Origin of the sequence: Bacillus sp. FJAT-47783 (genome assembly GCF_022808615.1) — a bacterium.
Classification (GTDB): Bacteria; Bacillota; Bacilli; order Bacillales; family Aeribacillaceae; genus Bacillus_BZ.
Genome location: NZ_JAKZKS010000005.1, coordinates 55,734 through 81,272, shown reverse-complemented (window position 1 = coordinate 81,272; position 25,539 = coordinate 55,734). Strand labels below are relative to the sequence as shown.

Annotated in this window: 25 protein-coding genes and 2 pseudogenes; 16 read left to right on the top strand and 11 right to left on the bottom strand. The window is 36.1% G+C overall.

What is annotated here, in order from left to right:
* Window positions 1–367 precede the first annotated feature (367 nt).
* The gene (locus tag MLD65_RS05935) at window positions 368–2,104 is read left to right on the top strand and encodes an aromatic amino acid hydroxylase (protein WP_243291018.1); all 1,737 of its coding nucleotides are present in this window, start codon (window positions 368–370) and stop codon (window positions 2,102–2,104) included.
* 221 nt (window positions 2,105–2,325) lie between these two features.
* Here the strand turns inward: MLD65_RS05935 and MLD65_RS05930 are convergent, their stop codons facing one another.
* Both MLD65_RS05930 and MLD65_RS05925 read right to left on the bottom strand, forming a co-directional pair.
* Complete coding sequence (locus MLD65_RS05930; RefSeq protein WP_243290964.1) at window positions 2,326–2,838, bottom strand: CBO0543 family protein; 513 nt, start codon at window positions 2,836–2,838, stop codon at window positions 2,326–2,328.
* A 149-nt stretch (window positions 2,839–2,987) separates the two neighbouring features.
* Window positions 2,988–3,551 (bottom strand): CBO0543 family protein, encoded by a 564-nt coding sequence (locus MLD65_RS05925; RefSeq protein ID WP_243290963.1) that lies wholly within the window; start codon window positions 3,549–3,551, stop codon window positions 2,988–2,990.
* A gap of 409 nt (window positions 3,552–3,960) precedes the next feature.
* Between MLD65_RS05925 and MLD65_RS05920 the strand changes: the two genes are divergently transcribed.
* Window positions 3,961–4,896, top strand: coding sequence for a diacylglycerol kinase (locus MLD65_RS05920; RefSeq protein ID WP_243291017.1), 936 nt, complete (start codon window positions 3,961–3,963; stop codon window positions 4,894–4,896).
* Between the two features lie 29 nt (window positions 4,897–4,925).
* Here the strand turns inward: MLD65_RS05920 and fbpA are convergent, their stop codons facing one another.
* The gene (gene fbpA / locus MLD65_RS05915; RefSeq protein WP_243290962.1) at window positions 4,926–5,081 is read right to left on the bottom strand and encodes a Fur-regulated basic protein FbpA; all 156 of its coding nucleotides are present in this window, start codon (window positions 5,079–5,081) and stop codon (window positions 4,926–4,928) included.
* A gap of 175 nt (window positions 5,082–5,256) precedes the next feature.
* Here fbpA and rlmD point away from each other — a divergent pair, with 175 nt between their 5' ends.
* The 9 genes from rlmD to MLD65_RS05870 all read left to right on the top strand — a co-directional run bounded on the left by rlmD (window position 5,257) and on the right by MLD65_RS05870 (window position 12,483).
* Complete coding sequence (gene rlmD, locus MLD65_RS05910; RefSeq protein ID WP_243290961.1) at window positions 5,257–6,642, top strand: 23S rRNA (uracil(1939)-C(5))-methyltransferase RlmD; 1,386 nt, start codon at window positions 5,257–5,259, stop codon at window positions 6,640–6,642.
* A gap of 318 nt (window positions 6,643–6,960) precedes the next feature.
* Window positions 6,961–7,239: a type II toxin-antitoxin system Phd/YefM family antitoxin gene (locus tag MLD65_RS05905; protein WP_243290960.1), complete on the top strand. Its 279-nt coding sequence runs from the start codon at window positions 6,961–6,963 to the stop codon at window positions 7,237–7,239.
* Window positions 7,217–7,552: a type II toxin-antitoxin system RelE/ParE family toxin gene (locus MLD65_RS05900; protein ID WP_243290959.1), complete on the top strand. Its 336-nt coding sequence runs from the start codon at window positions 7,217–7,219 to the stop codon at window positions 7,550–7,552. The genes MLD65_RS05905 and MLD65_RS05900 overlap by 23 nt, the downstream gene beginning before the upstream one ends.
* Before the next feature lie 316 nt (window positions 7,553–7,868).
* The gene (locus tag MLD65_RS05895; RefSeq protein ID WP_243290958.1) at window positions 7,869–8,123 is read left to right on the top strand and encodes a hypothetical protein; all 255 of its coding nucleotides are present in this window, start codon (window positions 7,869–7,871) and stop codon (window positions 8,121–8,123) included.
* 320 nt (window positions 8,124–8,443) lie between these two features.
* A complete protein-coding gene (locus MLD65_RS05890) occupies window positions 8,444–8,800 on the top strand; it encodes a hypothetical protein (RefSeq protein WP_243290957.1) in 357 nt (118 codons plus the stop codon).
* A gap of 319 nt (window positions 8,801–9,119) precedes the next feature.
* Entirely contained in the window at window positions 9,120–9,800 is a 681-nt protein-coding gene (locus tag MLD65_RS05885) for a response regulator transcription factor (protein ID WP_243290956.1), read from the top strand.
* Window positions 9,801–9,895: 95 nt separating this feature from the next.
* Window positions 9,896–10,813, top strand: a complete 918-nt coding sequence (locus MLD65_RS05880; RefSeq protein ID WP_243290955.1) for an ATP-binding cassette domain-containing protein — start codon at window positions 9,896–9,898, stop codon at window positions 10,811–10,813.
* 181 nt (window positions 10,814–10,994) lie between these two features.
* Window positions 10,995–11,555 carry an ABC transporter permease gene (locus MLD65_RS05875; RefSeq protein ID WP_243290954.1) on the top strand — a complete coding sequence of 187 codons (561 nt, stop codon included), beginning with the start codon at window positions 10,995–10,997 and terminating at the stop codon, window positions 11,553–11,555.
* A gap of 109 nt (window positions 11,556–11,664) precedes the next feature.
* On the top strand, window positions 11,665–12,483 hold the full coding sequence (locus tag MLD65_RS05870; RefSeq protein ID WP_243290953.1) for a sensor histidine kinase: 819 nt from the start codon (window positions 11,665–11,667) through the stop codon (window positions 12,481–12,483).
* 951 nt (window positions 12,484–13,434) lie between these two features.
* Here the strand turns inward: MLD65_RS05870 and MLD65_RS05865 are convergent.
* A complete protein-coding gene (locus MLD65_RS05865; protein WP_243290952.1) occupies window positions 13,435–14,046 on the bottom strand; it encodes a DUF1643 domain-containing protein in 612 nt (203 codons plus the stop codon).
* 87 nt (window positions 14,047–14,133) lie between these two features.
* Between MLD65_RS05865 and MLD65_RS18365 the strand changes: the two genes are divergently transcribed.
* Entirely contained in the window at window positions 14,134–14,349 is a 216-nt protein-coding gene (locus tag MLD65_RS18365; RefSeq protein WP_481748497.1) for a T7SS effector LXG polymorphic toxin, read from the top strand.
* Between the two features lie 693 nt (window positions 14,350–15,042).
* On the opposite strand, the gene MLD65_RS05860 is transcribed toward MLD65_RS18365, so the two are convergent.
* The gene (locus tag MLD65_RS05860) at window positions 15,043–15,675 is read right to left on the bottom strand and encodes an NAD(P)-dependent oxidoreductase (protein ID WP_243290951.1); all 633 of its coding nucleotides are present in this window, start codon (window positions 15,673–15,675) and stop codon (window positions 15,043–15,045) included.
* A gap of 62 nt (window positions 15,676–15,737) precedes the next feature.
* Window positions 15,738–16,154: an Rrf2 family transcriptional regulator gene (locus MLD65_RS05855; protein WP_243290950.1), complete on the bottom strand. Its 417-nt coding sequence runs from the start codon at window positions 16,152–16,154 to the stop codon at window positions 15,738–15,740.
* Window positions 16,155–16,542: 388 nt separating this feature from the next.
* Here MLD65_RS05855 and MLD65_RS05850 point away from each other — a divergent pair, with 388 nt between their 5' ends.
* Complete coding sequence (locus MLD65_RS05850) at window positions 16,543–17,361, top strand: formate/nitrite transporter family protein (RefSeq protein WP_243290949.1); 819 nt, start codon at window positions 16,543–16,545, stop codon at window positions 17,359–17,361.
* A 161-nt stretch (window positions 17,362–17,522) separates the two neighbouring features.
* Here MLD65_RS05850 and MLD65_RS05845 read toward each other — a convergent pair whose 3' ends face one another.
* The 4 genes and pseudogenes from MLD65_RS05845 to MLD65_RS18355 form a co-directional block, all read right to left on the bottom strand.
* On the bottom strand, window positions 17,523–18,077 hold the full coding sequence (locus MLD65_RS05845) for a cupin domain-containing protein (protein WP_243291016.1): 555 nt from the start codon (window positions 18,075–18,077) through the stop codon (window positions 17,523–17,525).
* Window positions 18,078–18,452: 375 nt separating this feature from the next.
* The gene (locus MLD65_RS05840; RefSeq protein ID WP_243290948.1) at window positions 18,453–18,998 is read right to left on the bottom strand and encodes a hypothetical protein; all 546 of its coding nucleotides are present in this window, start codon (window positions 18,996–18,998) and stop codon (window positions 18,453–18,455) included.
* Window positions 18,999–19,353: 355 nt separating this feature from the next.
* Window positions 19,354–20,163 carry a methyl-accepting chemotaxis protein gene (locus MLD65_RS18360; RefSeq protein ID WP_481748499.1) on the bottom strand — a complete coding sequence of 270 codons (810 nt, stop codon included), beginning with the start codon at window positions 20,161–20,163 and terminating at the stop codon, window positions 19,354–19,356.
* Window positions 20,164–20,295: 132 nt separating this feature from the next.
* Window positions 20,296–20,568, bottom strand: a pseudogene (locus MLD65_RS18355) (hypothetical protein); the annotation flags it as partial.
* 1,338 nt (window positions 20,569–21,906) lie between these two features.
* Here MLD65_RS18355 and MLD65_RS05830 point away from each other — a divergent pair.
* The 3 genes from MLD65_RS05830 to MLD65_RS05820 all read left to right on the top strand — a co-directional run bounded on the left by MLD65_RS05830 (window position 21,907) and on the right by MLD65_RS05820 (window position 24,665).
* The gene (locus MLD65_RS05830; protein WP_243290946.1) at window positions 21,907–22,209 is read left to right on the top strand and encodes a calcium-binding protein; all 303 of its coding nucleotides are present in this window, start codon (window positions 21,907–21,909) and stop codon (window positions 22,207–22,209) included.
* A gap of 94 nt (window positions 22,210–22,303) precedes the next feature.
* Window positions 22,304–22,813, top strand: a complete 510-nt coding sequence (locus MLD65_RS05825; protein WP_243290945.1) for a hypothetical protein — start codon at window positions 22,304–22,306, stop codon at window positions 22,811–22,813.
* Between the two features lie 112 nt (window positions 22,814–22,925).
* Window positions 22,926–24,665 carry an ABC transporter ATP-binding protein gene (locus tag MLD65_RS05820; protein WP_243290944.1) on the top strand — a complete coding sequence of 580 codons (1,740 nt, stop codon included), beginning with the start codon at window positions 22,926–22,928 and terminating at the stop codon, window positions 24,663–24,665.
* 95 nt (window positions 24,666–24,760) lie between these two features.
* On the opposite strand, the pseudogene MLD65_RS05815 reads toward MLD65_RS05820, so the two are convergent.
* Window positions 24,761–25,522 (bottom strand): annotated as a pseudogene (locus MLD65_RS05815) (MFS transporter); the annotation flags it as partial.
* Window positions 25,523–25,539 lie beyond the last annotated feature (17 nt).

Genomic DNA, 25,539 nt, shown 5'->3' with positions numbered 1-25,539 from the left:
TATAAAACTTGGACTTTGTTCAAGTTTTTTTGTATAATGCTAGAATTTATATTTGCACTTTTTTTAGTGGTTGCGCTGTTTTTTTAAGAACTTGCGGGATTTTGCTAATAATTTGCGTTTTATTTTCATAACTTGCGTGAAATTGGTCCTAACTTGCGGGTTAAATGCTGTGTTTCACCACTAGCCGGATAAGACTTCTGTAGAATAACAGACAGATTTTTTTAATAAAATTAATAATGGAAAAGTAGGTGTTAAAGGAATTCGTGGAGAAGTTAAATGAGGGGGTCATCAATAAAGAGACATCACGTGACGTCTCTTTAGAGGGGAGATTTATTCATTAAAGGAGAGTGGATAAAAAGTGGGAGAAATGAAAGCGAAAGCAAAAAAGATTCCAAAACACTTACAGAAATATGTAGTCGATCAACAATATGATAAATACACGCCCATTGACCAAGCGGTTTGGCGCTACGTTATGAGGCAAAACCACAATTTCTTAAAAGATATCGCTCATCCTGCATACACATCTGGATTAAAAGCATCTGGCATCGGAATTGAAAAGATTCCTAATGTGAAAGAAATGAATGAAGCGTTAGCTCCGTTTGGGTGGGGTGCTGCGAATATTGACGGATTTATCCCAGGTGTTGTGTTTTTCGACTTCCAAGCTCACGGAATTTTGCCAATTGCATCGGATATAAGAAAGCTTGAAAACATCCAATACACACCAGCGCCGGATATTATACATGAAGCTGCAGGGCATGCACCGATTTTGTGTGAAGAAACATTTTCTGAATATGTAAAGGTATTTGGTGAAATTGGATCAAAAGCTTTAGCAACAAAAGAAGAACATGAGTTATTTGAAGCCGTTAGAACGTACTCCAATTTACTTGAAAGTGGAACGGCAACAAAAGAAGAAATTGAAGAGGCAAAAGCAAACTTTGAAGAAAAACAAGCTGCTGTAACGGAATTGTCAGAAGCAGAACAAATTTCCCGTTTATATTGGTGGACTGTTGAATATGGACTAATTGGATCGTTGGATCATCCGAAAATTTATGGGGCAGGGCTTTTATCCTCTGTACAAGAAGGACGAAATAGTGTAACAGATTCGGTAGAAAAAATTCCATTTGATTTAGAACGGGTCATTCAGACGGGTTTTGATATTACAAAGCCGCAACCACAATTATTTGTATGTGAAAGCTTCGATCAGCTTATTGCAGCAGTAAAGGAATTTTCCAAAACGATGGCTTTTAAGGTTGGCGGAACCGGAAGTTTAGAAAAGGCGATTCGTTCAAACCGTACAGCAACTTTTGAATACAGCTCCGGTCTTCAGCTAACAGGAACACTAACTAAAATTTGGAAAGATAATAATGGTGAGGCCATTTACATGAAAACAGAAGGACCATCAGCATTAGCATACGAAGGAATACAATTACCGAATCATGGTAAGGAAATCCATTATCACGGGTTTGGTGCACCGATTGGGAAATTAGTGAATGTCGAAAAACCTTTAGAGGACTTATCAGATGATGAATTAAGTAGCTACGGCATTGAGATTGGAAAACAATCGACACTGCACTATACGAGTGGCGTTAACGTGTGTGGAATTCCTACACACTTTCTCCGGAAAAACGGAAAACTACTCGTAATCCAATTTGTAAACTGCAAGGTTTCACTAAACAATGAAATACTATTTGAGCCAGATTGGGGTACGTATGATTTAGCTGTCGGTGAAAAAATCACGTCTGTTTTTGCTGGCGCGGCTGACCATGAACAGTTTTTTGCTGATAGCGAAGAAGTCGAACAAAAACCTCTCGTTCAAAAGGAGCTAACACCTCTTGAAGAGCTATACGGTAGAGTCAGGGACTTACGTGAAAATGAAAGCGATATCATTTGTCTGCAAGAAGGATTGTTAAATGTCATTGAAACGTTAACGAAGCAATTTCCAAATGATTGGTTACTACGAATTGAGGTTATTGAACTGTTAGCTGATAAAGGGATTTTACGAGAAAAGCAAAAGATATTAATAGAACAGCTAGAAGAAATTAAACCATTAAACGATGAATATCCAGTGTTAATTGAGAGGGGGCTTAAGTTAGTCCATCAGTAAACGGTGGAAGCTGGCTGAAAACGATGCATTCAGTCAGCTTGTTTATTTGGTCAACGTTTAAACAAACGTTTAATTAAATTGGCAGAAGACATGTGCAGAACATTTAAACAAACGTTTAATTAAAAATATCGCAACGAAAAGTTTATACATCAACGTTTGTTTAACAATAAAACGAAGAGCTTGTTTTTAAAGCAAGACAAGCTCTTCTCATTAACTAAACATCAATGAAGATTAAGTATTTTTACATCGAATGTAGTTAAAAAGAAAATGATCACGATAAGAGACAATCCCCATGCTACTAAAGGGTTCCTTTGATGAATTGGTAGAATGACAAATAGGATGACATCAAACAACAATGACCACCACATGTTCCAGCCATTAAAGTGATTGATAAGCCCGAATACGTGCAGTCCAATGATTTCTAATAATATATATATCATTACCCATAGTAATATGTAGAAAACCTGTTTCATTTTCTTTTTAGGAAAGTAAAATAAATATATAATAACTGTTGAAGGATACACTGTGATCATAATCCATAAATTAACGAGTGTATGATTTTGTAAAAGCCAAGTTTTCGTATATCTCCAAGCTGGATCATGATACGTTAGGATGTTGTACAGTAAATCCCCGATAATTAAAAATAGAATCGTTGGATAGTACTTTTTATAATTCCTCCAGTCTCCAAACTTCAAACCAATAAGTAATGATACGATCCCGAAAGCTACTATCATAAAAAGACCCTTCCATCTTGTATATTTACAAAATTATAACAGATGGAAAACGTTTTCTAGTAAACTTTCAAAAAATGTAAAACAACTGTAAAATACAAATACATAAATAAGGTTAAGCATCAGTACCTAACCTTATTTATGGCATACGTTTAACTTTCTGTTAACTTCTCGAAACTTTTACTCATCACAAGTGCATGTCCAATTAAAAAGATTAAAAAGTAAAGAGGCAATGAAAAAAAGGGATTCCAATTTGTCGATTTATAATACCCTAACCATTCAAAAAAAGGTTCTCCGATAAATGCGCTCATCATCGAATAGAAAATGGCTTTTATCAGTGGAGAAACATGTGGTTTAACCTGCATAAGAACTAAAAACGACACGGGAAGAAGACTTAAATCCCAAGGTAGAAAAGATGGCAAAAACGGGATTGGTTCATATCTGTAATCCCAAAAACCTAATTCAGATCCAAATGAATCAAATGACATCGAAATGATGATGACAAAAAATGCTCCGTACAGTAAACGGCTCGCGCTCCCTTTCTTTCTAAATTTCCACCATAAAATCCATGGGATAACTGTAAGAAGGACACCGAACCACCATTGCCAAGATAAAAACACATATTCAAACCAAATTATATGATCCTGTTGATCAGCAAAAACTAATGTTTTATATACATCATCTATTTTTTTCGCCGTTTCATCTGGAATAAACATTTTCTCATTCCTTTATATAAAGTCAGTAAATCAACACAAAATTTATTTTTATCCAGAAAATGGATCATTATTCGTTATTCTCTAATCACGACTGAAATATCTAAAAAAACTTGAAAAACAGCACATATAAAAAAGTTTAAACAAACGTTTATTTAACTTTGTACCATATTGGATATAATAGGATGTATGTTAATACTAGTAATGTGAATATGTTGGTAGATGAGCTTCTTTTTTGACTATAAATATTGAATCATTCATTTCGTCACAAACTTGTACTTGTATATTCTCTTTAATAAGCATAAGCTTAAAGAGATAAAAGTTTTGTAAAAGGTAAAAATTTGTATTATAATATTTCTTTGTGAATGAAAAGATGCATTAAATTCCATTATCTTGTTTAGGATGATGTATGATGAAAAAAGCGAGAATTATATATAACCCAACTTCAGGTCGTGAAGCATTTAAAAAGCAATTACCAGAGGTTTTGCAAAAATTTGAACAAGCAGGTTATGAAACATCTTGCCACGCAACTACGGGTGAAGGTGATGCAGTTCAAGCAGCAAAATGGGCGGCAAGTCGTGATTTTGACTTAATCATTGCAGCGGGTGGAGACGGAACGGTTAATGAAGTGGTGAACGGTATTGCGCCAATGGAAAATCGTCCAACTCTCGGCGTTATTCCAGTCGGTACAACGAATGATTTTGCACGGGCTATTGGGATTCCAAGGGACAATATATTACATAGTGTTGACGGTATTTTAAATGGTGTGACAAGGAACATTGATATTGGCCGCGTAAACGAACATTATTTTATCAATATCGCCGGAGGTGGCCGCTTAACAGAGCTCACATATGAAGTCCCAAGTAAAGTAAAAACGGTACTCGGTCAATTAGCGTACTACTTAAAAGGGATTGAAATGCTACCGTCCATTCATCCAACAGAAGTTGAAATTGAATATGATGGAAAGCTATTTCAAGGGGAAATTATGCTGTTCCTCGTCTCATTAACAAACTCTGTCGGCGGATTTGAAAAGCTTGCGCCTGATTCGAAACTAAATGACGGAATGTTTGATTTATTAATTTTAAAGAAGGCAAACATTGCGGAATTTATTCGAGTTGCAAGCCTTGCTTTACGTGGCGAACACATTAATGATGATCACATCCTTTATACGAAGGCGAATCGAATTAAAGTGAAGAATCAAAATAAGATGCAGCTCAATTTAGATGGTGAGTACGGCGGACTTTTACCTGGTGAGTTTGAAAATTTATACCAGCATATTAAGGTCGTCATGTCACCAGAAAAAGCGGAGCGGTGTGCACCAATAATGAATGAAATAGCAGTTGAATAATAAATGAGCAGCGGGGGAAGCTGCTCATTTTAATTTCCATAATATTGATAAGAACTGTCCAGTTGATTCACAATTTTTAATAAGTCAATGACATTTAGCTCATATAGTTGTTTTCCATTTTCGGCTTTATAGATCCCTTTTGTGATGATTTGCTCGATGAGTGAGTCCTTGAAGCTTTGTTCCATGTCTTATCACTCCTTCAAAAACTTGGACGATATATCGTATGAAAAAGTTACCGAATGAAGCATTACACTTCCATTACGTATTATTAACAACCATTTCAAATGGTAGTCATATTGGTTAAACGCGGGTTGTATGATACAATCTGGAAAGCAGATTAAAGGTAAGGGAGAAGCAAACATGACAAACGTTGTACCTCCAATTGAAAAAAATGAATATTATGATGTGGTTTTTGAAGATTTAACACATGACGGTGCTGGTGTGGCAAAGGTGGACGGTTTCCCGATCTTTGTCGCAAACGCACTTCCAGGTGAAAAAGCAAAGATTAAAATCATTAAAGTAAAAAAAGGCTACGGCTTCGGTCGATTAATGGAACTATATGAGCAAAGTCCAGAGCGGATCGATGCACCTTGTCCAATCTATAAGCAATGCGGTGGTTGTCAGCTTCAACATTTAAGCTATCATGGCCAGCTTGAGCATAAGCATAAACACGTGAAAGAAGTGCTTGCTCGAATTGGAAAGGTGGATGTAAGCAAGGTAGCGGTGCACCCTACACTCGGGATGAAAGACCCATGGAATTATCGAAACAAAGCGCAAGTTCCAGTCGGAGAGCGAGAAGGTGGCTTAATTGCCGGTTTTTATCAAAAACGTTCACACGAAATCATCGATATGGAACGTTGCCTCATCCAGCATTCAGAAAATGATGAGATGGTTCAAGCTGTAAAAAATATTTGCAGTCAATACGGTATTCGTGCCTATGATGAAAAAGCACATAAAGGCTGGCTTCGTCACATCATGGTTCGTCACGGATATGTAACAAAAGAAACGATGTTAGTATTTATTACTCGTACAAATGATTTCCCAAACAAAAAGTCGATTTTAACGCAAATTACGGAAAAGTTTCCAAACGTGAAGTCCATCGTTCAAAATATTAATCCAAAACGGACAAATGTTATTTTTGGAGACGAAACAAAAGTACTTTGGGGATCTGAATACATTTATGACTACATCGGAAACATTAAATTTGCGATCTCAGCTCGTTCATTTTACCAAGTAAACCCAGAACAAACGAAAGTTCTTTACGAAAAAGCGTTGGAATATGCCCATTTAACAGGTGAGGAAACGGTCATCGATGCCTATTGCGGAATCGGAACGATCTCCCTTTTCCTCGCGCAAAAAGCAAAACAAGTTTTCGGTGTCGAAATCGTCCCAGAGGCGATTGAAGACGCGAAACGAAACGCACAATTAAACGGAATTAATAATGTTGAATTCGCAGTAGGTGAGGCGGAACAAGTCATCCCAGCGTGGTATGAACAAGGCATTCGGGCGGATGTTGTCGTTGTTGATCCACCACGCAAAGGCTGTGATGAGTCGTTACTAGGAACAATTTTAGACATGAAACCGAAAAAGGTCGTTTACGTCTCCTGCAACCCTGCGACATTAGCAAGAGATATTGCGGTTTTAGAACAAGGTGGGTATGAGACAAAGGAAGTGCAGCCTGTTGATATGTTTCCGCATACGATGCATGTGGAGTGCTGTTCACTACTCGTAAGGAAAGATAAATAAAGGAATTGTAGTAGTGGGTATAAGCATCCCTTTTATCAGGGGTGCTTTAATTATGTAGTAAATGTTAGTATATTTTTTGAATAAGGAATAGGCCTTTCCATTCGGAATATGCATTAAACGAAAAAACAATTGAAATAGCTTATTAGGAACTAAGGGATGTACTAAAGGTAAAATATGTGAAAATGAGAAACAAAATCTAGGTAATACAATTGGAATAAACATTGTATTCATTTTTTTAGGAAATTCTTTGTTCATTAAACATGTATGTTTAAAATATTGTTATAATATAGTTAAAATAATGCTATTTGGAGGGTATTTATGAATATTAAACCTTCATCTTCGATACGACAAGACTATAATGGATTTTCAAAATATTGCCATGAACTGGACGAACCTGTGATACTCACTCGTAACGGTGAAGCTGATTTGGTCGTAATGAGCCATGAAACTTATAGAAGAATGGAAGCCCGCAACCGATTACAGTCAAAATTATTAGTCGCAGAGAAACAGGTTGCTGAAGGCGCCGAATTAATGGAGCATGAAAATGTAATGGAAACAATTCGGAGAAAACTCAATGCCGCAAAAGAAAACCATTAAGTATACCCCAGCAGCTGTTGATGATATGGATGAGATATTTTCCTATATTTCGTATGACAATGTTTTTGCCGCTGAAAAGCTCCTTGAAAAGTTAAATGCTCAAATAAGTACTCTGGCTGACTATCCTAATTTAGGTTCAGTCCTTTCAGAAGAAAAATACCTCCTTGTTGAGCGAGGGTTCCGCTTTATTGTAGTACATCCATATTTAGTTTTTTATAGAATTATTGATGATTCAATTATTATTTATAGAATACTACATGGACGACGAGATTATCTCCGTGAGTTATTTAATGATTTTCATGAGAGTGAGTAATTACTACTTGAATCCGTGATAACTGTGCATCGAACTTGGTTGATTAAGTAGATATTAGGTTACAGGCTACTGGTGTGTTGATTAACCAATAAAATCCAAAAAATATACAAAAAAGAGCACCTTTCCTGTAGAATGTAATTTACCAAACACAAACTCAAGAAAAGGTGTCCGAAAAAGAACACCATATTTCCGAATTTGCTTCAAAAAAATAATTTCAAAAGAAGAACTTGTTGATATTCAAACAGCCATCGGTTATAAAGACTCTGCTCGTAAACTCGATTTCTTTATGCATATCAAGTACTTAGTTTGTGCATCAATGAATAAATTTAAGAGTTACCGACATTGCGCAGATGTAGGCGTTCAATATGGGCTGCCACGACGAGCATTAAAGATTTCAAAGGATCTACTCTTGATAGACTCCACTACGATTACAGTGGGGAAATCACGTCTTCCTTGGGAGCTTTATTACGGAAAACGTGCAGGAATCAAACTGCATGTTGGCTACACCCCTTTTACGGAAATGCCCCTTCAAGTCGTTTTCCAAATGTTTTATACAAAGTCATTGTATTGAAACTTCCATACGGGGAACTACAACGCCAGTTTGGGAGACCGCTGACCACCGAACAACCAAAGGTATTGAAATACTTAGGATTGGACGAATCCATTTACCTGTAAAATAAGAAGGTAAAAGTAGCCACGGAAGAATGTTGAAAAATGGTTCTTCGGGGGCTATTTGAAGTTCAAAAATTAATTAAAATCTCTCCCTAAACTAAAAATAATGTTTTCACGCCACTTAGGGTGCGAAATCTAAGTTTCAAGCTGAAATATGGTCAAGAAGACTGGAAGAAAAACCAGAAAGTATTACGATAATCAATAGGTAGGTGAAATAAAATGAAAACTTATATTTGTCCTGTATGTGGATATGATGGTTTAGATGAGGCACCGTATGGAAAGAATTTCAATCCTTCCTATGACATTTGTGTATGTTGTGGATTTGAATATGGGTATAGTGAAGATCATGATGTAGATTTAGGTTATATTGTTACACCAAATGAAATGAAAAAAGCGGCTTTTCAATTGTATCGGAAAAAATGGATTGAAGACGGTGCCGTCGTTCGATTTTCTGACAGTTATCAAAAGGAATATCAAGAAAATGGAATTGTGAAGCCAGAAATTCTTATCAAACAGCTAAAGAGATTGAATATAGCACTAGATAATCTTGATTTCCTTGATGATTATGAATGTTGAAAGATAAAAATGCTAAGTTAAACTTCAAAATTTACTTAATTAATTTCGGATAAGTTATATGAATAAATCAAAATTTTGGACTTAAACAGTATTATTTTTGGCTCATCACTATAACTTGGGGGGTGACATAAAATCAATACCTTATTATCCATTGCAAACATCTATTTTACATTCATAATTGCAAAAAAATAGGGAAATTGAGATGGGTATATATATTATAGAAATTATCAACCCCGACTTTTGGTGGTGAGCCATATTCTTCTGAAAAGTAAGTTAGAAAAAGTTTAAAACACTACATTTCAAAAAATGGGTGATTATTATGTATGAAGGGAAAAGAGCCCTAATTATTGAAGACGATCAAGAGATTAATATGTTGCTAAGTATAATTATGGAAAAATTACATATGGAATCAATTGCTGCATATTCCGGTACAGAAGGTTTGTTGCAGCTAGAAAATAATACCTTTGATTTAATTTTATTGGATTTGATGCTTCCAGGGAAAAGCGGGGAGGAACTAATAAAAGAAATTAGAGAAAAGAGTTCTATTCCCATCATTGTCATTTCAGCTAAAAGGGATATTAAAAACAAAGTGCAAGTATTGAAAATGGGTGCGGACGATTACATAACCAAACCATTTCATCAGGAAGAAGTGATGGCCAGAGTGGAAGTTCAATTACGAAAATCAAGTTTTCACCATATGCAGCCAGCCGAAATGAGATGGCGCGGACTTAAGAACAATATGGAAAAACGGTCTGTAACTTTAAACGGGAAAGAGATGCAGCTGACGAATGCTGAGTTTGATATCTTAACATTTTTCATCTGCAATCCCGAACGAGCACTTTCTAAAAGAGAGATTTATGAAAGCATCTGGAAAGGAACTTATTATGGTGATGATAATACAATCAGTGTTCACATCTCCAATCTGCGTAAGAAAATTTCCGAAATTACAAATGAAGAATATATAAAGACCATTTGGGGAGTAGGTTTCATGCTTGTATGACTTCTTTATGAATTCTTTATGTTTTGCTTAAAGGATTTTAAAGACTTCTAAGCTAAACTGAAAGTAACAAGAAATTTAGTGAAGGAGTCAAAAAGATGGACACCATTATAGAGACGTATCAATTGACGAAAAAGTTTAAGGAAAAAGAGGTCATTAAACCTCTTGATTTCTCATTGAAAAAAGGGGAAATATGTGCATTAATTGGCAAAAACGGCGCAGGAAAATCAACGTTTTTAAAACTTCTTGCAGGACAACTAATGCCGACAACTGGGGAGATTCAGCTATTTGGCAAATCCGGTAAAGAGATAGGCCGTGCGAAAAAAAGAATGGGCTTTATGATAGAAGCACCTACATTTTTCCCAGATTTTACTGCGATTCAAAATCTGGAATATTTTCGTATTCAACGCGGAATCGTTGACAAAAAACGCATTTATGACGTTCTGGAAATGGTAGGTCTGGCAAACGAAAAGAAAAAACGATTTAAAGACTATTCCATGGGCATGAAGCAGCGATTAGGCATAGCCCTTTCTCTCTTAAGCAGCCCCGATTGTTTAGTGCTTGATGAGCCAATCAATGGTTTGGATGTGGAGGGGATTATGGAACTCCGCAAATTATTGATGAAACTCAATCAAGAAAAACAAATAACATTATTAATTTCTAGTCATATTTTAACGGAATTAAAATTGCTAGCCACACGTTTTGTATTTATCAAAGATGGTGTAATCATTGATGATTTAAGTAGAGAGTCTCTAGAAGAGAAGAGTAGGAAACAAATTCTAATGACAGTTGATGACTCAGCCAAAGCTTCACGATGTTTAGAACAGGCATATGCAGATATTCGGTTAAAAGTTCTTCCTAATCAAGTAATCATTATCCAAAATCATGTAGAGAACGGTGGAGATATTAATCATATCTTAGTTGATAATGGAGTGATGGTTAAGGAGTTTCGTATAGAAGCAATGAATCTAGAGGAATACTTCTTAGGATTAGTGGAGGAAAATAATCATGATTAATTATATGAAAAGCGAATTTTATCGTCTACTACGTAAAAAAGGCCTTTATTTTACAAGTTTAGTATGTTTTTTGCTAATCGCCGCTGCTGCTTTTGCCCTTTATTATTTTGAACAGAATGACCCAAATTTCCCTTACAGTACTAGTAAATTTTTCTATTCAAATGTAATTAGCAGCGGTTTATTGATTATAATCGTAGGATTTATCTTTAATTTAGCTCTCACTGGCAAAGATATGTCTATAATTAAGCAAGCTGTTTCTTTCGGCATTTCTCGAAATGTCATCTTCTGGTCTAAGCTAATCCTGACTTTAAGTTATTTTCTACTCATCTGTGTCGTTGGGGTCATTTTAATGATTCTGTTAGGTGAGAACTTGCTGAACAGTGATCATCAGTCCGTCAGTAATTATCTAGTAGCGTGTGTAAATATGGCTCCACTTGTTCTTAGTGGATTCTTTCTAACCCATACGTTAAAAATGCTGAAAGTTGGAGACGTTTATATCATTATCGTGCTGTTATTTATTTATGGACTCTCGAGTAACTTGCTACGGATTTTGTTCCGTCCATTTACAGGCTTAAACGAGTTATATAAATATATGCCAAGTACAATGTTAAGCGATAACTTAATGAACTTTGTAGATGATGTAGTCCAATTTGATTACAAATTTTGGGTTGTAGGCATCGTGATTTCTTTGATTGCTTTGCTGATTGGTGCGAGAAAGTTCTCAAATCAAAACATCGATTGATGTGAAGGGATGAATGAAAGTGAATAGCTGGTTGATTATAGTGATCTTAGTTTTCCTACTGATTGTTGCGGTCTCGATGCTTCTGCTTTTCCATTGGGATGTTAGTAGGATGACAAAACAATTAGAGGAAATTAATAGGAATTTCGGGACAAATGAATTAGTTCGTACAAATACACATAATAAAAACTTGACCCGGTTTGCTGCGAAGATCAATCAGCTCATTCAATTATACAAACAGAATCAGCAGTCCATCGAAAAAAGAGAAATCGAACTAAAGCAAGAAATCACAAATATCTCCCATGATTTACGAACACCGTTAACATCAATCAAAGGGTTCTCAGAGTTATTAACAGATCCATCTTTTTCTGAAGCAGAAAGAGAAGAGTTTTTAGCTATTATACAAAAGAAGATTGATAATCTTACCATGATAGTTGATTTATTCTATGAACTTTCTCAGCTCGATTCCTCGGACATGAAATTAATCATGGAAAAGCAGCCTCTAGATCAAACTGTCGTAGAAACGATGCTAATGTTCTATGATGATTTTGAGAAAAAGAAATTAAAGGTGGAGTTGGATGAAGGGACTGTAAGCCCTGTTCTTGCTGACAATAAAGCAATCGTTCGAATTGTAACCAACATTATTCAGAATGCCTTAACTTATGCTAAAAGTTATTTGAAAATTAGCTTTGTGGAGGAAGAAAAGTATATTTGGTTAAGGGCAGTAAATGATGTTGAGAAGATTAACGTTACAGAACTTCAACAGATTTTTAATAGAACATTCAGGTTGGAACCTAGTAGAACTGGTAGCCAGCTAGGATTAGGGCTTCATATTGTTCAGCAACTTGTTAACAAACAAGGAGGAAAAGCGATTGCTAATGTCCGTGAAAATGAATTTATCATTGAGGTGTCGTTTAGAAAGTGGGATTAGGGTAGGATTAGTATGAACATTTTGGTGAACTTGCCTCTTCTTTTTACTTATATTTATATAGAAAATTTGAGCTAAGCAGGATTGTTAAAATAAATCGATGAAATAATTGGAATTTGGAAAATAAAAAAATAAATTGTTGGACTAACGGTGAGCATTAGCACAACAACAATCGACTTCCCTAAGTACAATAAAAGAAATGATAGATGTATAAAAAATTCATTAATTCCAGACCTATGCCACTGGTTAATCCAAACCAATTATAACAGTAGCTGTTTTGAACGAAAATAATAATAGGCTTAGTACTCATTAATAGTGAAAAGCCTATTATTTATTACTAGTTCGCGCGACAAAATTATCTTAAAACGCCATTTATTTATGAATCTTTTAATCTATTTAATTGTTCTAGGATCTAAAATAGATTCTTCTACCATTAAACATGCATCCGAAACACTTTGCTTTAATATATCCATTAGAAACCATTTCATCTTTTCTTCTTTTCACAAAAAATTAGAATGCTGATGATTACAAAAAGGGCTTGATACTGAATCTCTGGAGTTTAAATAATCACTTTTTTAAAGCTAAAAACAAACCAAAAAATCACTGCTAAAATAGCAAAGATAAATGCTCCAACCAAACTAACAAAGAAATATATAAACATGAATCCTAATCCAGCTATCCACTTATTGTGTTATTCTTGATTTTTGGATACTTAATATCATCTCTTCCTGCATAAACAATTCTATTATTAATAAATTGGTTATATATTTTCTTTTTTCATACTCTGTTAAAGGTTTTACTTTTTTCTTCTTCTAATTTCTTTTGAGTTCTTCCTCCATCTCAATGTGTTTTTTCTCTTCTAAATATATTTTTTATTTTTCTTCATTAGCTAACTCCATCCTCGGCTTCCCTGTCCTAAATCAAAATATTTATTTGATCAGTAAAATACTCAACTCATCTCACTGCATTTAATGGATATGGTGAAATTTCCTCATAATCATACCAATACTTCCCGTGCCCTGGATAATTACTGTTATTTACCATTGGGCCAATACGGTAAAGAGGTTTATCTCCAATTAGTTTTACAACTTCACGAATTCTTTCTTTATATTTACTCTCACGTAAAGGCTTATAATTACCCCAAGCAGCAATAATCATATCTTTATCAGAATTAAAATTGGACAATAATTGAAATAATACTTCATTATTATAGTTTCGATATTGCAACTCATTATTTGTTCCTATATATTCTCGTAAATAATCTGGTGTACCACTAACCATTGTAAATAAATTAACAATGGTTACCTTTTTAACACGCCCTAATTTATAAAGATAATCTGTTACCTTATAAATTGTATCATCCGAGACTTTTCTTCCTTGAGTATCTTCTTTACCTGCATTACTTGGATTTTTTAAAATTACAATTGCATGCCCACCATCTTTTCGATTATGAAAAGGTATCGTAATTGAAAAGCGATGTAGTGTCTTTTCATTTGAATCAAAACAATTAGGATTCATTTCAATATTTTTCTCATCTATAAAACTTGAAAAATAAACAGTTTTCAATCCTTCACCCCATAATAAAAAATATCCCTCTAACATAATCTTACAATAAATTTAGGCTTTTGGGTTATTAAAAATACAAATATTTTATTGCATGATATTAAACAAGGTCTTGAAAAGCTTGAGAGATTAACAGAGGACTTGATTGAGTCTATCAACCAAGATTTTAATGAAGTAGGTGATTTAGTTGGTAGTTCTTCTCTTTCAATGGAACCCATTCGTTTTCCTATAGAAAGAGCACGTAGGCACAGCATTACCACAGTTGAAAACCTTAATGAGCTCGATTACCATGGTAAAGCAATTTAAAGTCTACTTTCGATCAAATTCAAACCATTACTGAATATATTGGAAAAATAAAAAAATGGTCACAAGGTGGAGTTACCTTAAATCAAAGTACAATCCAGGAAATCGATAAGTATTTGGCTGAAAGCAATGTTATTAATAAACTAATAGAGTCTGCAACAGAGTTATCCAATACAGTTTGGGATTGGAAGGAGGAGGTTACGTTTTATTTTTTGCCGTCCAAGTGGAGGCGCTTCTCATTATTTTGTCTTTAGTAGCTTGCTTACAACCAAAAACTACGTAATTAATATCTATGCCTTCACGGCTGTTGATTACGTAAACCAAATAGAGTACAAAAAAGTCACTCACATGTTAATGTTTGTTACCTTAACAACACAATACGGAGAGTGACTTTATATGAAAAAGGATTATCCCATTATCTAAATTGTTTCAATGCTTTATTATAGAAGAAGTCTATGAAATTGTTTAGTGCCTGTGGTTTGCTTCATCAGCCTGTGTATCTGCTTTCGTTTTTGAACAGTTCCACGAGGATGGGCTGGTGTTGCATAGAGTGTATACAATTAAAGAGGCGTATTCCCTGCATTGGTGACATTGTGCCACTTCCCAGCAGGTATCAAAGGCTGTACAATGCCAGCTTTTTTCTTGATTGTTACGTCGTGCCCTCTATCTGTAAAGAGATTACAGAAGACATTTCGTTTATTTTGCTTCCCCAACAACGGAAAAACGTTGATTTAAATGTTTAGGGTTTTCAATTTCATCTAAAACAGCGATGGCAAAGTCGGCATAGCTAATATAGCTATTACCTTTTGAGTTGACAATTAGGTTGTCGCCACCTATTTGATAGCTTCCAGTACGAAAACCCTCCGGATCGAAATGAGCTGCTGGGCTGATGAAAGTCCATTTTAATTTGGTTGTAGATTTTAATTCTTCTAGATTTCGTGCTTGGCCTTTTGCAGTAGGTAAGAAGATTTCTGGGAAGTCCGGTGTGTCAATAACACGAATTGTTTGATCTTCATTCACGTACAGACTACCAGCCCCACCTACAACGATTAGGCGAGTAGACTGGCCACGAAGTGCTTTGATTAAAGCATGTCCTGCTGTTACGTGTGCTTCTTCTTCTCCAAGGGGCGCACCGAATGCATTTACGACGACATCAAAGTGAGATAAATCACTTGTTTGTATATCATGTACATCTTTCACAATAGGATTTGGGTGTTCGACTTTACTAGCATCACGTACAATTGGAGTGACTTCATGCCCACGTTTAACTGCTTCCTTATAGATTAAACTTCCTGCTTTTCCTGATGCCCCGACAATTCCAATTTTCATAAGAAAATCATCCTTTTATTTGTAATGATAAAAGTTACAACTAGGTGATGAAAAAATCTCTTTTATGAAGAAAAGAGATCATTAATAACATCTTGCAGTGTCATGCTATTCAGTTCTTTTTCAGCAGCATTTTGGGCCCTGTTGAAAAATGTGGTGAGTGTGCCTTTAATTTGCGCACCTACCTCACATGCTGGATTCGGATTTTGGTGAGGATTGAATACGGAAGATTCATTCCCTTCAACAGCCCGATAAATATCAAGTAATGTAATCGTTTCGGGCTGACGTGTTAGTTCAATTCCTGGAACTCCACGTTGTGTCTTTAATAAGTCCGCCTGCTTTAAATCACCAATAAGTCTGCGAATGACCACAGCATTTGTATTCACACTACCAGCTATGTTTTCTGAAGTTAATTCTTCACGTCTAAACAAAGCTGCCATTGACAAAATATGAATGGCCACGGCAAAGCGATTGTTTTTCATGTAACATCATCACCTGTAATAATCATAGTTACAATAAGGAGTCTTTGTCAACAACTTAATTTAAAAAATGTTTGGGTTATCCAATAATAAACCTCTTCAATATTATATCTTAACAACGATTGACAGAACAATAGACTAGTCTTTAAAGCTAAAATTGCTCAGTAATAGTTACATAGCATTTTTCTGAAACAGTACCTGTTCTCTAGCGCTTTACCGTGTTGGGGGACATGTGCTATTATCAAAGATGTAAGCACAAACATTTACATAAGTTTGGCTATTCCATGAAACTTGTGAAAAACTTCACAAAATCTCTTGTCTATGTATCATAATAAGCTTATAGTAAAAAACAAAATAAGAATTACCTTATTAAGGAAGGAACGACGGCTTTATGGCACATTCAGAGATCGAAGCACTAGAGTCTCTCTGCAAGAAGGCAGAGGATTCCGTTTATTTAATAACTGTACGCCCTTTGGAATATTTTTTCCGGGCAGTACTGGCTGGGGCGTTCATTGGTTTTGCCTTAATCTTTACCCTAAAATCAATTAATACGATGTTCTTACAGAACTCACCATTTACATCTCTTATAGGTGGACTAATCTTTGGTGTTGCCCTTGTCCTCATTGTTTACGGTGGGGCGGAGTTATTCACAGGAAATACAATGTATTTTACTTCATCGACGTTAAGGCGATTTACATCGCTATCTGAAACGGTAAAAGTACTCATACTTTGTTATGTAGGAAATGCTGTAGGAGCTTTTTTATTTGCCCTTTTCATCATTCCAACAGGCATTATCCAAGAGTTAGGGATGAATCAGTGGCTGTTTTCGATCGTTGAAAGCAAAATGCATCATACATCAAGTGAAATTTTCGTTCGAGCTATTTTTTGTAATTGGATGGTTTGTTTAGCAATCTTTATTCCAAAACAAATGAAACAAGACATCGCAAAAATTTTCTCCATGATGCTTCTTGTTTGTGCGTTTTTTGTTTCCGGGTTTGAACACTGCATTGCGAATTTTTCTTTGTTTAGCTTTGCTTTACTCGTTCCTCATCCAGAAACGATTACAGTTGGAGGAGCTTTCCATAATATCACCTTTGCAACATTCGGAAACATCGTTGGAGGAGCTATATTCATGGGATTTCTTTATACGTGGCTAAACAAAAATCACCTACAGTCAAAACCCTTTGTTGAAAAACGCAAATCGGCGTAATGGAAAAATACTGGTGGGGCTGTCCGAAAAGTGGTATTTACGCCCCGAATTCTAAAAAAGTAGACATCAAGAATGTTGAATTTACAGTATTCTTGATGTCTTAATTTTGGCGTGTTTTACTCAACAATGGACATTTTAGACAGCCCTACACTGGTCTCGGCCTATTTCACTTCAGAAGCTTCTGCATCTGCTTTCGTTTTATGAACCGTACCACGTGGATGCTCTGGTGGTGCATAGATTGAGTACAATTTTAGAGGCTTATTCCCTGTATTGATAACATTGTGCCACTTCCCAGCAGGGATCATAATTGCATCGTCATCATGCACTTTTTCTTGAAAATCTAGTTTTTGCTTACGATCTCCCATTTGAACAACTCCATGACCTTCTTCAATACGAATGAATTGATCGACCGTCGGATGTCTTTCTAAACCGATGTCCTCCCCTGGTTTAATACTCATTAAAGTCACTTGCAAATACTCTCCTGTCCATAAAGCGGTACGAAACGTATTGTTTCGCTTTGTAGCTTCTTCAATATTTACAACAAAAGGATGGGGGCCATAGTCTTTTAACTTAGGTAATGGCTTGGAAAAGCTCGAGTTTTTATACATGGGTGCTTGAACCCAGTAAGGAGATGGATACGGTTGATAAACATAGGGTTGATTCATCGGAATTGGATAGTAGTAAGGGCTAGGATACGTTGGATAAACACGGTACATCATACTCATTCCTTTCGTAAACTCATAATAAATGATATGCTCTTTTTTAAAAGGTTGAACTTTAATTTAAATAAATGTTGGAGTATCTTACATAAACTTAATAATCCTCAAATAGCCGTAGCGAGACGAATCGTTTTTCGTGGGTATATACGCGGTTCCTATTGGTATGAATGTCATCGTCATTTCGCTCTCATCTATCCCGAATGTATCTGATTAGAAGTTGAACGCTTACTATCCGTTTAGAGAGTATTGGATTAACCGACTCATTCCTAAAAAAAATAACCCTCCATTCGCAGTTGAATAGAGGGAACGTTTTTATAGATTTGTTTATTTAACCATTTCGTCATCGAATATGAGATAAACCAGTCGTGAAAATTATGAGAATGCGATATGAAAAACGGCTAATATACCAGCTATTAAAAGTAAACTAATATGTGTCATGCGAATGGAAGTATTTCGTTTATATTTCGAAAGGAGTGCACCTATGACTGCTGCAATACTCATTAAGGACACAGAAACGATTCCTAAATATTCATGTGTTGAGAACTCATCTTCTTCAAAGAAGAACAAAACTCCGTGAGAAATAGCTAAGATAACAGCAATCATCCCTATTGCTATATGCCATTTCGTTAATAATCGAACAAGTTTAATGAAATAGGATTTTATATTCGGAAAGGTCTTTGTAAAAAAGCTTGCTGAGCGCCGAATTAGAAAAAGAGACCCTGCAGTTACTGAAGCTATGACCGTCGCCCATCCTAACCATTCACCAACCTCTTCTAAAACTTCATTCTCTTCCTCAGATTCTTCTTTCTCCTCGAATTCTTCATGCTCCGCATACTCATCATCGTCAGCCATTACAGGTTGTTGGAATAAGGGGAAAGCAAATAAAAGGACCCCAATCCAACATAGCATTTTTCTCATCCAATTCTCTCCTATCCTCTCGTTCTCGTAAAATCGGGCAAAACTGTTGTTCATTTAGGTATTTCCACTCGATTTCATATATTATACCAAATTATAACTTGGGATTACTTATATAAAAATGAATATTTTTCCACATGTGGATATAAAAGAAGCGAAAACTCTAGTATCGCAATGGTTGATGAGACAAGCCACGATAGGAGTTTTCGCTTTATACTATTAATCTATTATGCCGTTTCCATTTTTTGGATCTTGTAGGCATTCTCCCGAGGATAAAAGCATAGGTGTTCACCGTTATTTTAGGCTATCATCCTACACTACTTTAAAATAATTTAAATAGAGAACTATCGCTTTTTTACTAAATGTTAAATTGATCGTTCAGCTGTTTAAGTTCATCTGCCATGGAGGAAAGTTGATCAGCTTGATCGTTTATGCCTTCAATAGAGGCGCTCATTTGCTCGGTTGAAGCAGATACCTCTTCAATACCTGCAGCATTTTCTTCAGAAACCGCCGCAATGGACTCGATTGCACTTCTCATTTCATCTTTTTTCATCATGACTCCCTCAAGCTTTTCGCTCATCCCATCAATAAGGGCATCCAGTGAATAAATCGTGTCTGAAATCGCATCAAATGTTGAACCTGTTTGATTAAGTGTTGCTCGCCCTTCACGAACGATGTTCAGACCATCTTCCATCTTAAGAACTAAATCCTGTGAATTCCCTTGAATACTCGTGACAATTTCCTTTATCTCTAGAACAGATGTTGACACTTGTTCTGCTAGTTTTCTAACTTCTGCTGCGACAACGGCAAATCCTTTGCCCTGCTCACCAGCACGTGCTGCTTCAATCGCCGCATTTAATGCAAGTAAGTTCGTTTGATCCGCAATATCACTAATAAAAGTGACCAACTTTGTTACTTGATTTGTCTTATGCCCGAAATCATGAACTTTGGTAACAGAATCTGAGACGGTTTCGTAAATTCGTTCCATTTCTTGAAGCGAATGCTTCATAAGCTTCGAACCCGATTCGGTCTTATCGGCAATGACTGCTGAAGATTGTTTTACTTGCTGGCCATGATTATAAGTTGTTTCAATGACTTCTGTAAATTCATACATGTTTTCCGATAAATCGGTTGTAATTTTCGCTTGATCTTCAGCACCTGAAGCCATTTCCTCCATTGTGATCGCAATTTGATTGGAGCCTTCATTCACTTCATAAGATGATTGTTTCAACTGCTTACTTTGCTCGTCCACTTTTAATGACAGAGCTTGGGTTTGACTAATAACATTTTCTAACGTATCGGTCATGGATTTCATTGCTCGTCCAAGTTTTCCGATTTCATCTTTTGCATTAGCCTTTATATGAACAAAAGAAGACTTCGCTTTATGTAAGTTCCCCTCAGAAATAAAAACAGCTGTTTCCGTAAGGAGCGTTAAAGGACGTAATTTTTTTCGTAAATAAAAGTTAAAGAATCCTAATATCAACAATAAAGCGGCAAAAGAAATCACCAAAAACACGCCAATCGAGTCCTTTAGCACTTTATTGGATATCGAATTTACGATACTTGCATCCATATCCACTCCAAGGATGCCAATGACCTCTCCATCTTTATTTTTAATGGGCGCAAAGGCTGATAAGTAATCCCCGTATTCAGGGTCATGAACAATATCTGTACTATAGGTTTCTCCTTTTAATACAGAAGCAACATCTTCATATGTAGTAGCTGTCGTCGCTTCACCAATATCACTTGAAATTTCCGAATCTTCCGGAAGGCCATCCACAATCATTTTTACGTTTTGATCCTCATCGACTAATAACGTATATACATAGGTGGCCCCACTTTTTTCGCGAAAATCATTTAATTGATTCCGAATAGACCAATACGTCTTATCCATTTCGCGATTTTTTAGCACGTCGCTGTAACTATCAGCATCAATCGCTTCAGCAAACCTTTCGGCATGGATAATGCTTGTTTCTTGCATCGTTTTTTCCGCCGAACTTATTGTGTTCTGGTTAAAAAAAGCGGTGTAAAGCAAGAATACGACAATGAATAATCCAAATATTATGTATGAAAAGGATTTACGCAGTGATTTATTCTCTTTATTAAACATCGTTGCCCCTCCTCCATATTTTTAACTCTTCCTCTTTAATATCGGCATCAATACGATGCATTTCAAGGATCAGCCCTCTTTATTTCGTTGTTTGTATGTGGGCATCATCGTTATTGGTGGTGAGATCGGGGGGATGGTTGGTATAGTATAAATTTTTACACAAGATTTTAAAGATTTAAAAAGGGAAGGAAATATTAGATGAAACAACAATGAATAAGCTAAGGGAGAAAAGAACCGTATTGGATCCAGACTTACAAAGTCGAGAAATGAAGTAATAGTACAAGAATGGCAATTTGATAGCGATTTAAAGTATTTATTCCAGTAAAAATAAAAAGGGAGTACCCATCATGGAAAAAGGCATTTTTGCAGAATATAACAATGAAATATAGGGTTAGTAGGATTAAAGGGAATATTATAAGGTAAGTAAGTCAAAATAAATCTGATATAAATAATGGATTTAAAGAAAAAATATATCCTGGTAACCTATCAAAATAGTGACAGCTTATCTAAGCTATATATTAAAGAAGTAACGAGAGCGGATATCAGTGATATTTATGAAATAGATTTTAAAGCAAAGTATAAAGAGAATTATAATTAATGTAAGTTTTAATAAAGAAAACTCACAAGTGATACTTGGAACTACCAGTGCTAAGCTTGCAAAGAAATACGGTTTTGAACGAACTGATAAATATTACTATGAGATTACAGTAGATCAGGCCGAAATTGAAATCTTAAAAAGAAAAAAGGCTAAAAGTATTTAATAAATTATCCAAGTTATTAAATAGAAAGTGGTGGTGTAAGATGGAAGATTACTGGAAGGTGAGAGTAAGCAATATTTTATGCTTTGATCATAGTGAAGATAATCTACCCCATGTTACATATGAATCTCTCGAAATGTACGCAAATTATTTGAAGACCAATTTAGTATTTCCGTTTGAAGCAACTTATGATCAGGAAGTTGGATCGTTTTCAATGAAAGAAAATCATGTTAAAGTAATTAAGCTATCTGAACACTGCGACGAATTTTACGGAATAATATGTGAAGCTAAAGTGGGAATAAAACCAGTGCATTCCAATGGCAGAATTAAAAGTAAACCGAAGTAATCCAAACTTTACTCTATTGGATGATTATAATAGCTGGTTTTGGCATTATAGGTAATTAAAATGTGTAGTCAAGGTCAAAGGGAGGGAAAATTTTATGGCTTCTCTATTGTCAATGCTAACAGAAGAAGAATCGAAGCGATTATTACTAATAATTTCCGAAAAAGACCGTGATCTTGCCAAATCTCTAGAAGAAGAGGTTAGGAAATATCTTCTTAAAGTCAATGTGGACAAAGTTGAAACAGATGTATACCAAGCATTAACGAAATTGGAAATAGAAGATATTTATAATCGGTGTGGGCCACGCCGTTATAAATACGTTGAACCAGTGGAAGCAGCCTATGAAGTGATTGAAGAAACTCTTGAACCTTTCGCAGCTCAAATGCAACGATTTAAGGCATTGAATATGCTAGAGGAATTCAAACTTTTTGGAATAGGTCTCTTGAAGGGAATCCAAACATTTACGAATGACAGTTCTACTGAATTTATAGAATATGCTCCAGACGATGCACTTGAATGGTTCCATGGTTTAATGATGGAATATGAAAGAAAATCGAAATCACAAGAAGAAATAAAAATAATAAATGAATTACTAGAATTGTTTTAAAACAATATTACTAAAGAGTACGGTGTCTAGTCCCCGTGCTTTAATGTATCGGGGCACACTAGGGGTCGGTATTTAATTGAATTAAAAACCGCACACAGAAATGAGGTTCACAATGAACAACCAAGCGGAAATGAAAAATTGGAAGCAGTTAGTGAAATTATTACGGTCGTTGCAGCCGCCGAAGCGGTTGTTTGGAGTGGCATTGTTTTTAAGCTTTTTGACCACATTAGCAAGTTTGGCGATTCCGCTTTTGGCGAGTCGTTTTATTGATGAGTTTTCGTTTGAATCGTTAAATGCGACGCTCATTAGTTGGATCGTAGTGGCGTTTTTGCTGCAGGCGATTGCTGGTGGGATTTCCGTTTATTTATTGGCGAAGGTCGGGCAGCATTTTATTGCTATGTTACGCGAAAAACTGTGGAAGAAGTTACTTGTGTTACCTGTTTCGTATTATGATGAACACGAGACGGGCGATTCGGTTAGTCGGATGACGAATGATACGGCGATTATTAAAAATTTGATTACCGAGCATTTAACCGGATTTATTACGGGAATCATTTCCGTATTAGGGGCCATTATCGTGTTATTTTATTTAGACTGGCCTTTAACGCTCGTCATGTTTTCCATTATTCCGTTATCGCTTTTGATTTTGTTGCCGATTGGAAAGAAAATGGCTTCCATCTCCCGGGGGCTCCAAGGTGAGACGGCTTCTTTTTCGGCGAATTTAACGAGAGTTCTTTCTGAAATTCGCTTAGTAAAAGCGTCGAACGCGGAAAACGTTGAATGGAAAAAAGGGAAAGAAGGCATTCGGAGCTTATACAAGTTTGGATTAAAAGAAGGGATTATTCAGGCCATCCTTTCGCCACTTGTTTCATCGTTAATTATTGTCGTGCTTGTCCTTATCATTGGATTCGGTGGGATTCGCGTGACGTCAGGTGCGATGACGGCCGGTGAGCTCGTTGCCTTTTTCATCTACTTATTCCAAATAATTATGCCGATTATGCAAATTGTCGTGTTCTTTACCCAGTTTCAAAAAACGATTGGAGCGACAGAGAAAATTTTATCGATTCTCCAGTTAGAAGAGGAACAATTGCATGAAGGGATGGAGGCAACCATTGAAGGGTCTGACATCCATTTTCAAAACGTGACATTTGCTTATGGCGATGAACAGGTGTTAAAAGATGTATCCTTTTCAGCTGATAGTGGGAAAGTGACCGCCATTATTGGGCCGAGCGGTAGTGGGAAAACGACGATGTTCTCGTTAATTGAACGGTTTTATCACCCGTCAAGCGGTCAAATTTTATTAGGGAACAAACCGATTTCAACTTATTCGTTAGCCTCATGGCGTCAAAAGATTGGGTACGTATCCCAAGATAGCCCTATTTATGCTGGAACCATTTTTGATAACATTACGTACGGTTTGGAAGGAAACGTGACGATGAAAGAGGTTGAAGAGGCCGCAAAGATGGCATTTGCCCATCCTTTTATATCGGAACTTCCTGAAGGGTATGAAACAGAGGTCGGGGAGCGAGGAATTAAATTATCTGGTGGACAACGACAGCGCATTGCGATTGCGCGAGCCATTTTACGTCAACCTGAACTGTTGTTGCTTGATGAAGCAACATCTAATTTAGACAGTAAGTCGGAAATGCTCGTTCAACAAGCATTGAGAGAACTAATGAAGGATCGAACAACACTTGTCATTGCGCATCGCCTTTCCACGATCATTGACTCCGATAACATCGTGTTTTTAGAAAAAGGAAAAGTAACTGGAATCGGTAATCATGCACAATTGATGGACCAACATCCATTATACCGTGACTTTGTGGAGCAACAATTAATGCTTCAAAAATAAGTGAATAGTTTGCGAGATGAGACAAGAAAAGCGCAAGCACCTTGCTCATTAGCGTCTTAGCACAAAAAAATACTGGTGCCTGCTTCCCGACTGACTTAACGTGTTGGGGGATAGGCACCAGTATCATAATGTTGACGTTTTTTCAATGAAGTCCATACAACAAGCGGGATTAATAATAAGGATAAATAAGCTCCTATAAATCCTAATATTGCATAGCTTGAATACGCAACAATAATACCTGACAATAAACGACCTATAGAGCCACCAAGTGCAACACCAACATCAACAGAGCCTTGTGTTTTTGCGCGGTTTTGAATGGATGTTGAATCGACAATAATAGCTGTCCCGCTAATTAATCCAAAGTTCCAACCAAGTCCTAACAACATAAGTGCTACTGTTAGGAGGATTACAGAATCTCCTGGTGCAAAAGCTGCTAAAAAGCCAGATACGGTTAATGTAATAGCAGAAGCAATAACCATTTTTATTCGGCCAACTTTATCTACAAGTGCCCCTGTCACTAATGAAGGTAAGAACATAGACGCTACATGTAATCCAATGATTAATCCAATTGCTGATAGTGAACTCCCGTGATGCTTCATATGAACGGGCGTCATCGTCATAATGGCAACCATGACAATTTGAGATAATTTAAGTACGGTAGCTCCAACGATCACACCGGTTCGTTGTACATGTTGTTGTGCTGATGGTTGAAGTGTTTATGTCGCCATCTGTGCTTTCTTTTGTTCAATAAGACGTGCAATAATTAATGGATCTAGCTTTAAGAATAGGAAAAAGACAATCCCCGTTGCACTATAGGCAACTGCTGCTAAAATAAAGGGTCCGGCAAGTGCGGGGATAAAAAAACAAGTAACAA

Bases quoted from the DNA above. Each gene is read 5' to 3' on its own strand.
- MLD65_RS05925 (WP_243290963.1), bottom strand. From the start codon at position 3,551: ATGTTTATTCCAGATGAAACGGCGAAAAAAATAGATGATGTATATAAA.
- MLD65_RS05850 (WP_243290949.1), top strand. From the start codon at position 16,543: ATGGCACATTCAGAGATCGAAGCACTAGAGTCTCTCTGCAAGAAGGCA.
- MLD65_RS05830 (WP_243290946.1), top strand. From the start codon at position 21,907: ATGGAAGATTACTGGAAGGTGAGAGTAAGCAATATTTTATGCTTTGAT.
- MLD65_RS05840 (WP_243290948.1), bottom strand. From the start codon at position 18,998: ATGAGAAAAATGCTATGTTGGATTGGGGTCCTTTTATTTGCTTTCCCC.
- MLD65_RS05885 (WP_243290956.1), top strand. From the start codon at position 9,120: ATGTATGAAGGGAAAAGAGCCCTAATTATTGAAGACGATCAAGAGATT.
- MLD65_RS05870 (WP_243290953.1), top strand. From the start codon at position 11,665: ATGACAAAACAATTAGAGGAAATTAATAGGAATTTCGGGACAAATGAA.
- MLD65_RS05855 (WP_243290950.1), bottom strand. From the start codon at position 16,154: ATGAAAAACAATCGCTTTGCCGTGGCCATTCATATTTTGTCAATGGCA.
- MLD65_RS05930 (WP_243290964.1), bottom strand. From the start codon at position 2,838: ATGATAGTAGCTTTCGGGATCGTATCATTACTTATTGGTTTGAAGTTT.
- MLD65_RS05900 (WP_243290959.1), top strand. From the start codon at position 7,217: ATGCCGCAAAAGAAAACCATTAAGTATACCCCAGCAGCTGTTGATGAT.
- MLD65_RS05890 (WP_243290957.1), top strand. From the start codon at position 8,444: ATGAAAACTTATATTTGTCCTGTATGTGGATATGATGGTTTAGATGAG.
- MLD65_RS05920 (WP_243291017.1), top strand. From the start codon at position 3,961: ATGAAAAAAGCGAGAATTATATATAACCCAACTTCAGGTCGTGAAGCA.
- fbpA (WP_243290962.1), bottom strand. From the start codon at position 5,081: ATGGAACAAAGCTTCAAGGACTCACTCATCGAGCAAATCATCACAAAA.
- MLD65_RS05880 (WP_243290955.1), top strand. From the start codon at position 9,896: ATGGACACCATTATAGAGACGTATCAATTGACGAAAAAGTTTAAGGAA.
- MLD65_RS05845 (WP_243291016.1), bottom strand. From the start codon at position 18,077: ATGTACCGTGTTTATCCAACGTATCCTAGCCCTTACTACTATCCAATT.
- MLD65_RS18360 (WP_481748499.1), bottom strand. From the start codon at position 20,163: ATGGCTTCAGGTGCTGAAGATCAAGCGAAAATTACAACCGATTTATCG.
- MLD65_RS05820 (WP_243290944.1), top strand. From the start codon at position 22,926: ATGAACAACCAAGCGGAAATGAAAAATTGGAAGCAGTTAGTGAAATTA.
- MLD65_RS05860 (WP_243290951.1), bottom strand. From the start codon at position 15,675: ATGAAAATTGGAATTGTCGGGGCATCAGGAAAAGCAGGAAGTTTAATC.
- MLD65_RS05825 (WP_243290945.1), top strand. From the start codon at position 22,304: ATGGCTTCTCTATTGTCAATGCTAACAGAAGAAGAATCGAAGCGATTA.
- rlmD (WP_243290961.1), top strand. From the start codon at position 5,257: ATGACAAACGTTGTACCTCCAATTGAAAAAAATGAATATTATGATGTG.
- MLD65_RS05895 (WP_243290958.1), top strand. From the start codon at position 7,869: ATGAATAAATTTAAGAGTTACCGACATTGCGCAGATGTAGGCGTTCAA.
- MLD65_RS05905 (WP_243290960.1), top strand. From the start codon at position 6,961: ATGAATATTAAACCTTCATCTTCGATACGACAAGACTATAATGGATTT.
- MLD65_RS05935 (WP_243291018.1), top strand. From the start codon at position 368: ATGAAAGCGAAAGCAAAAAAGATTCCAAAACACTTACAGAAATATGTA.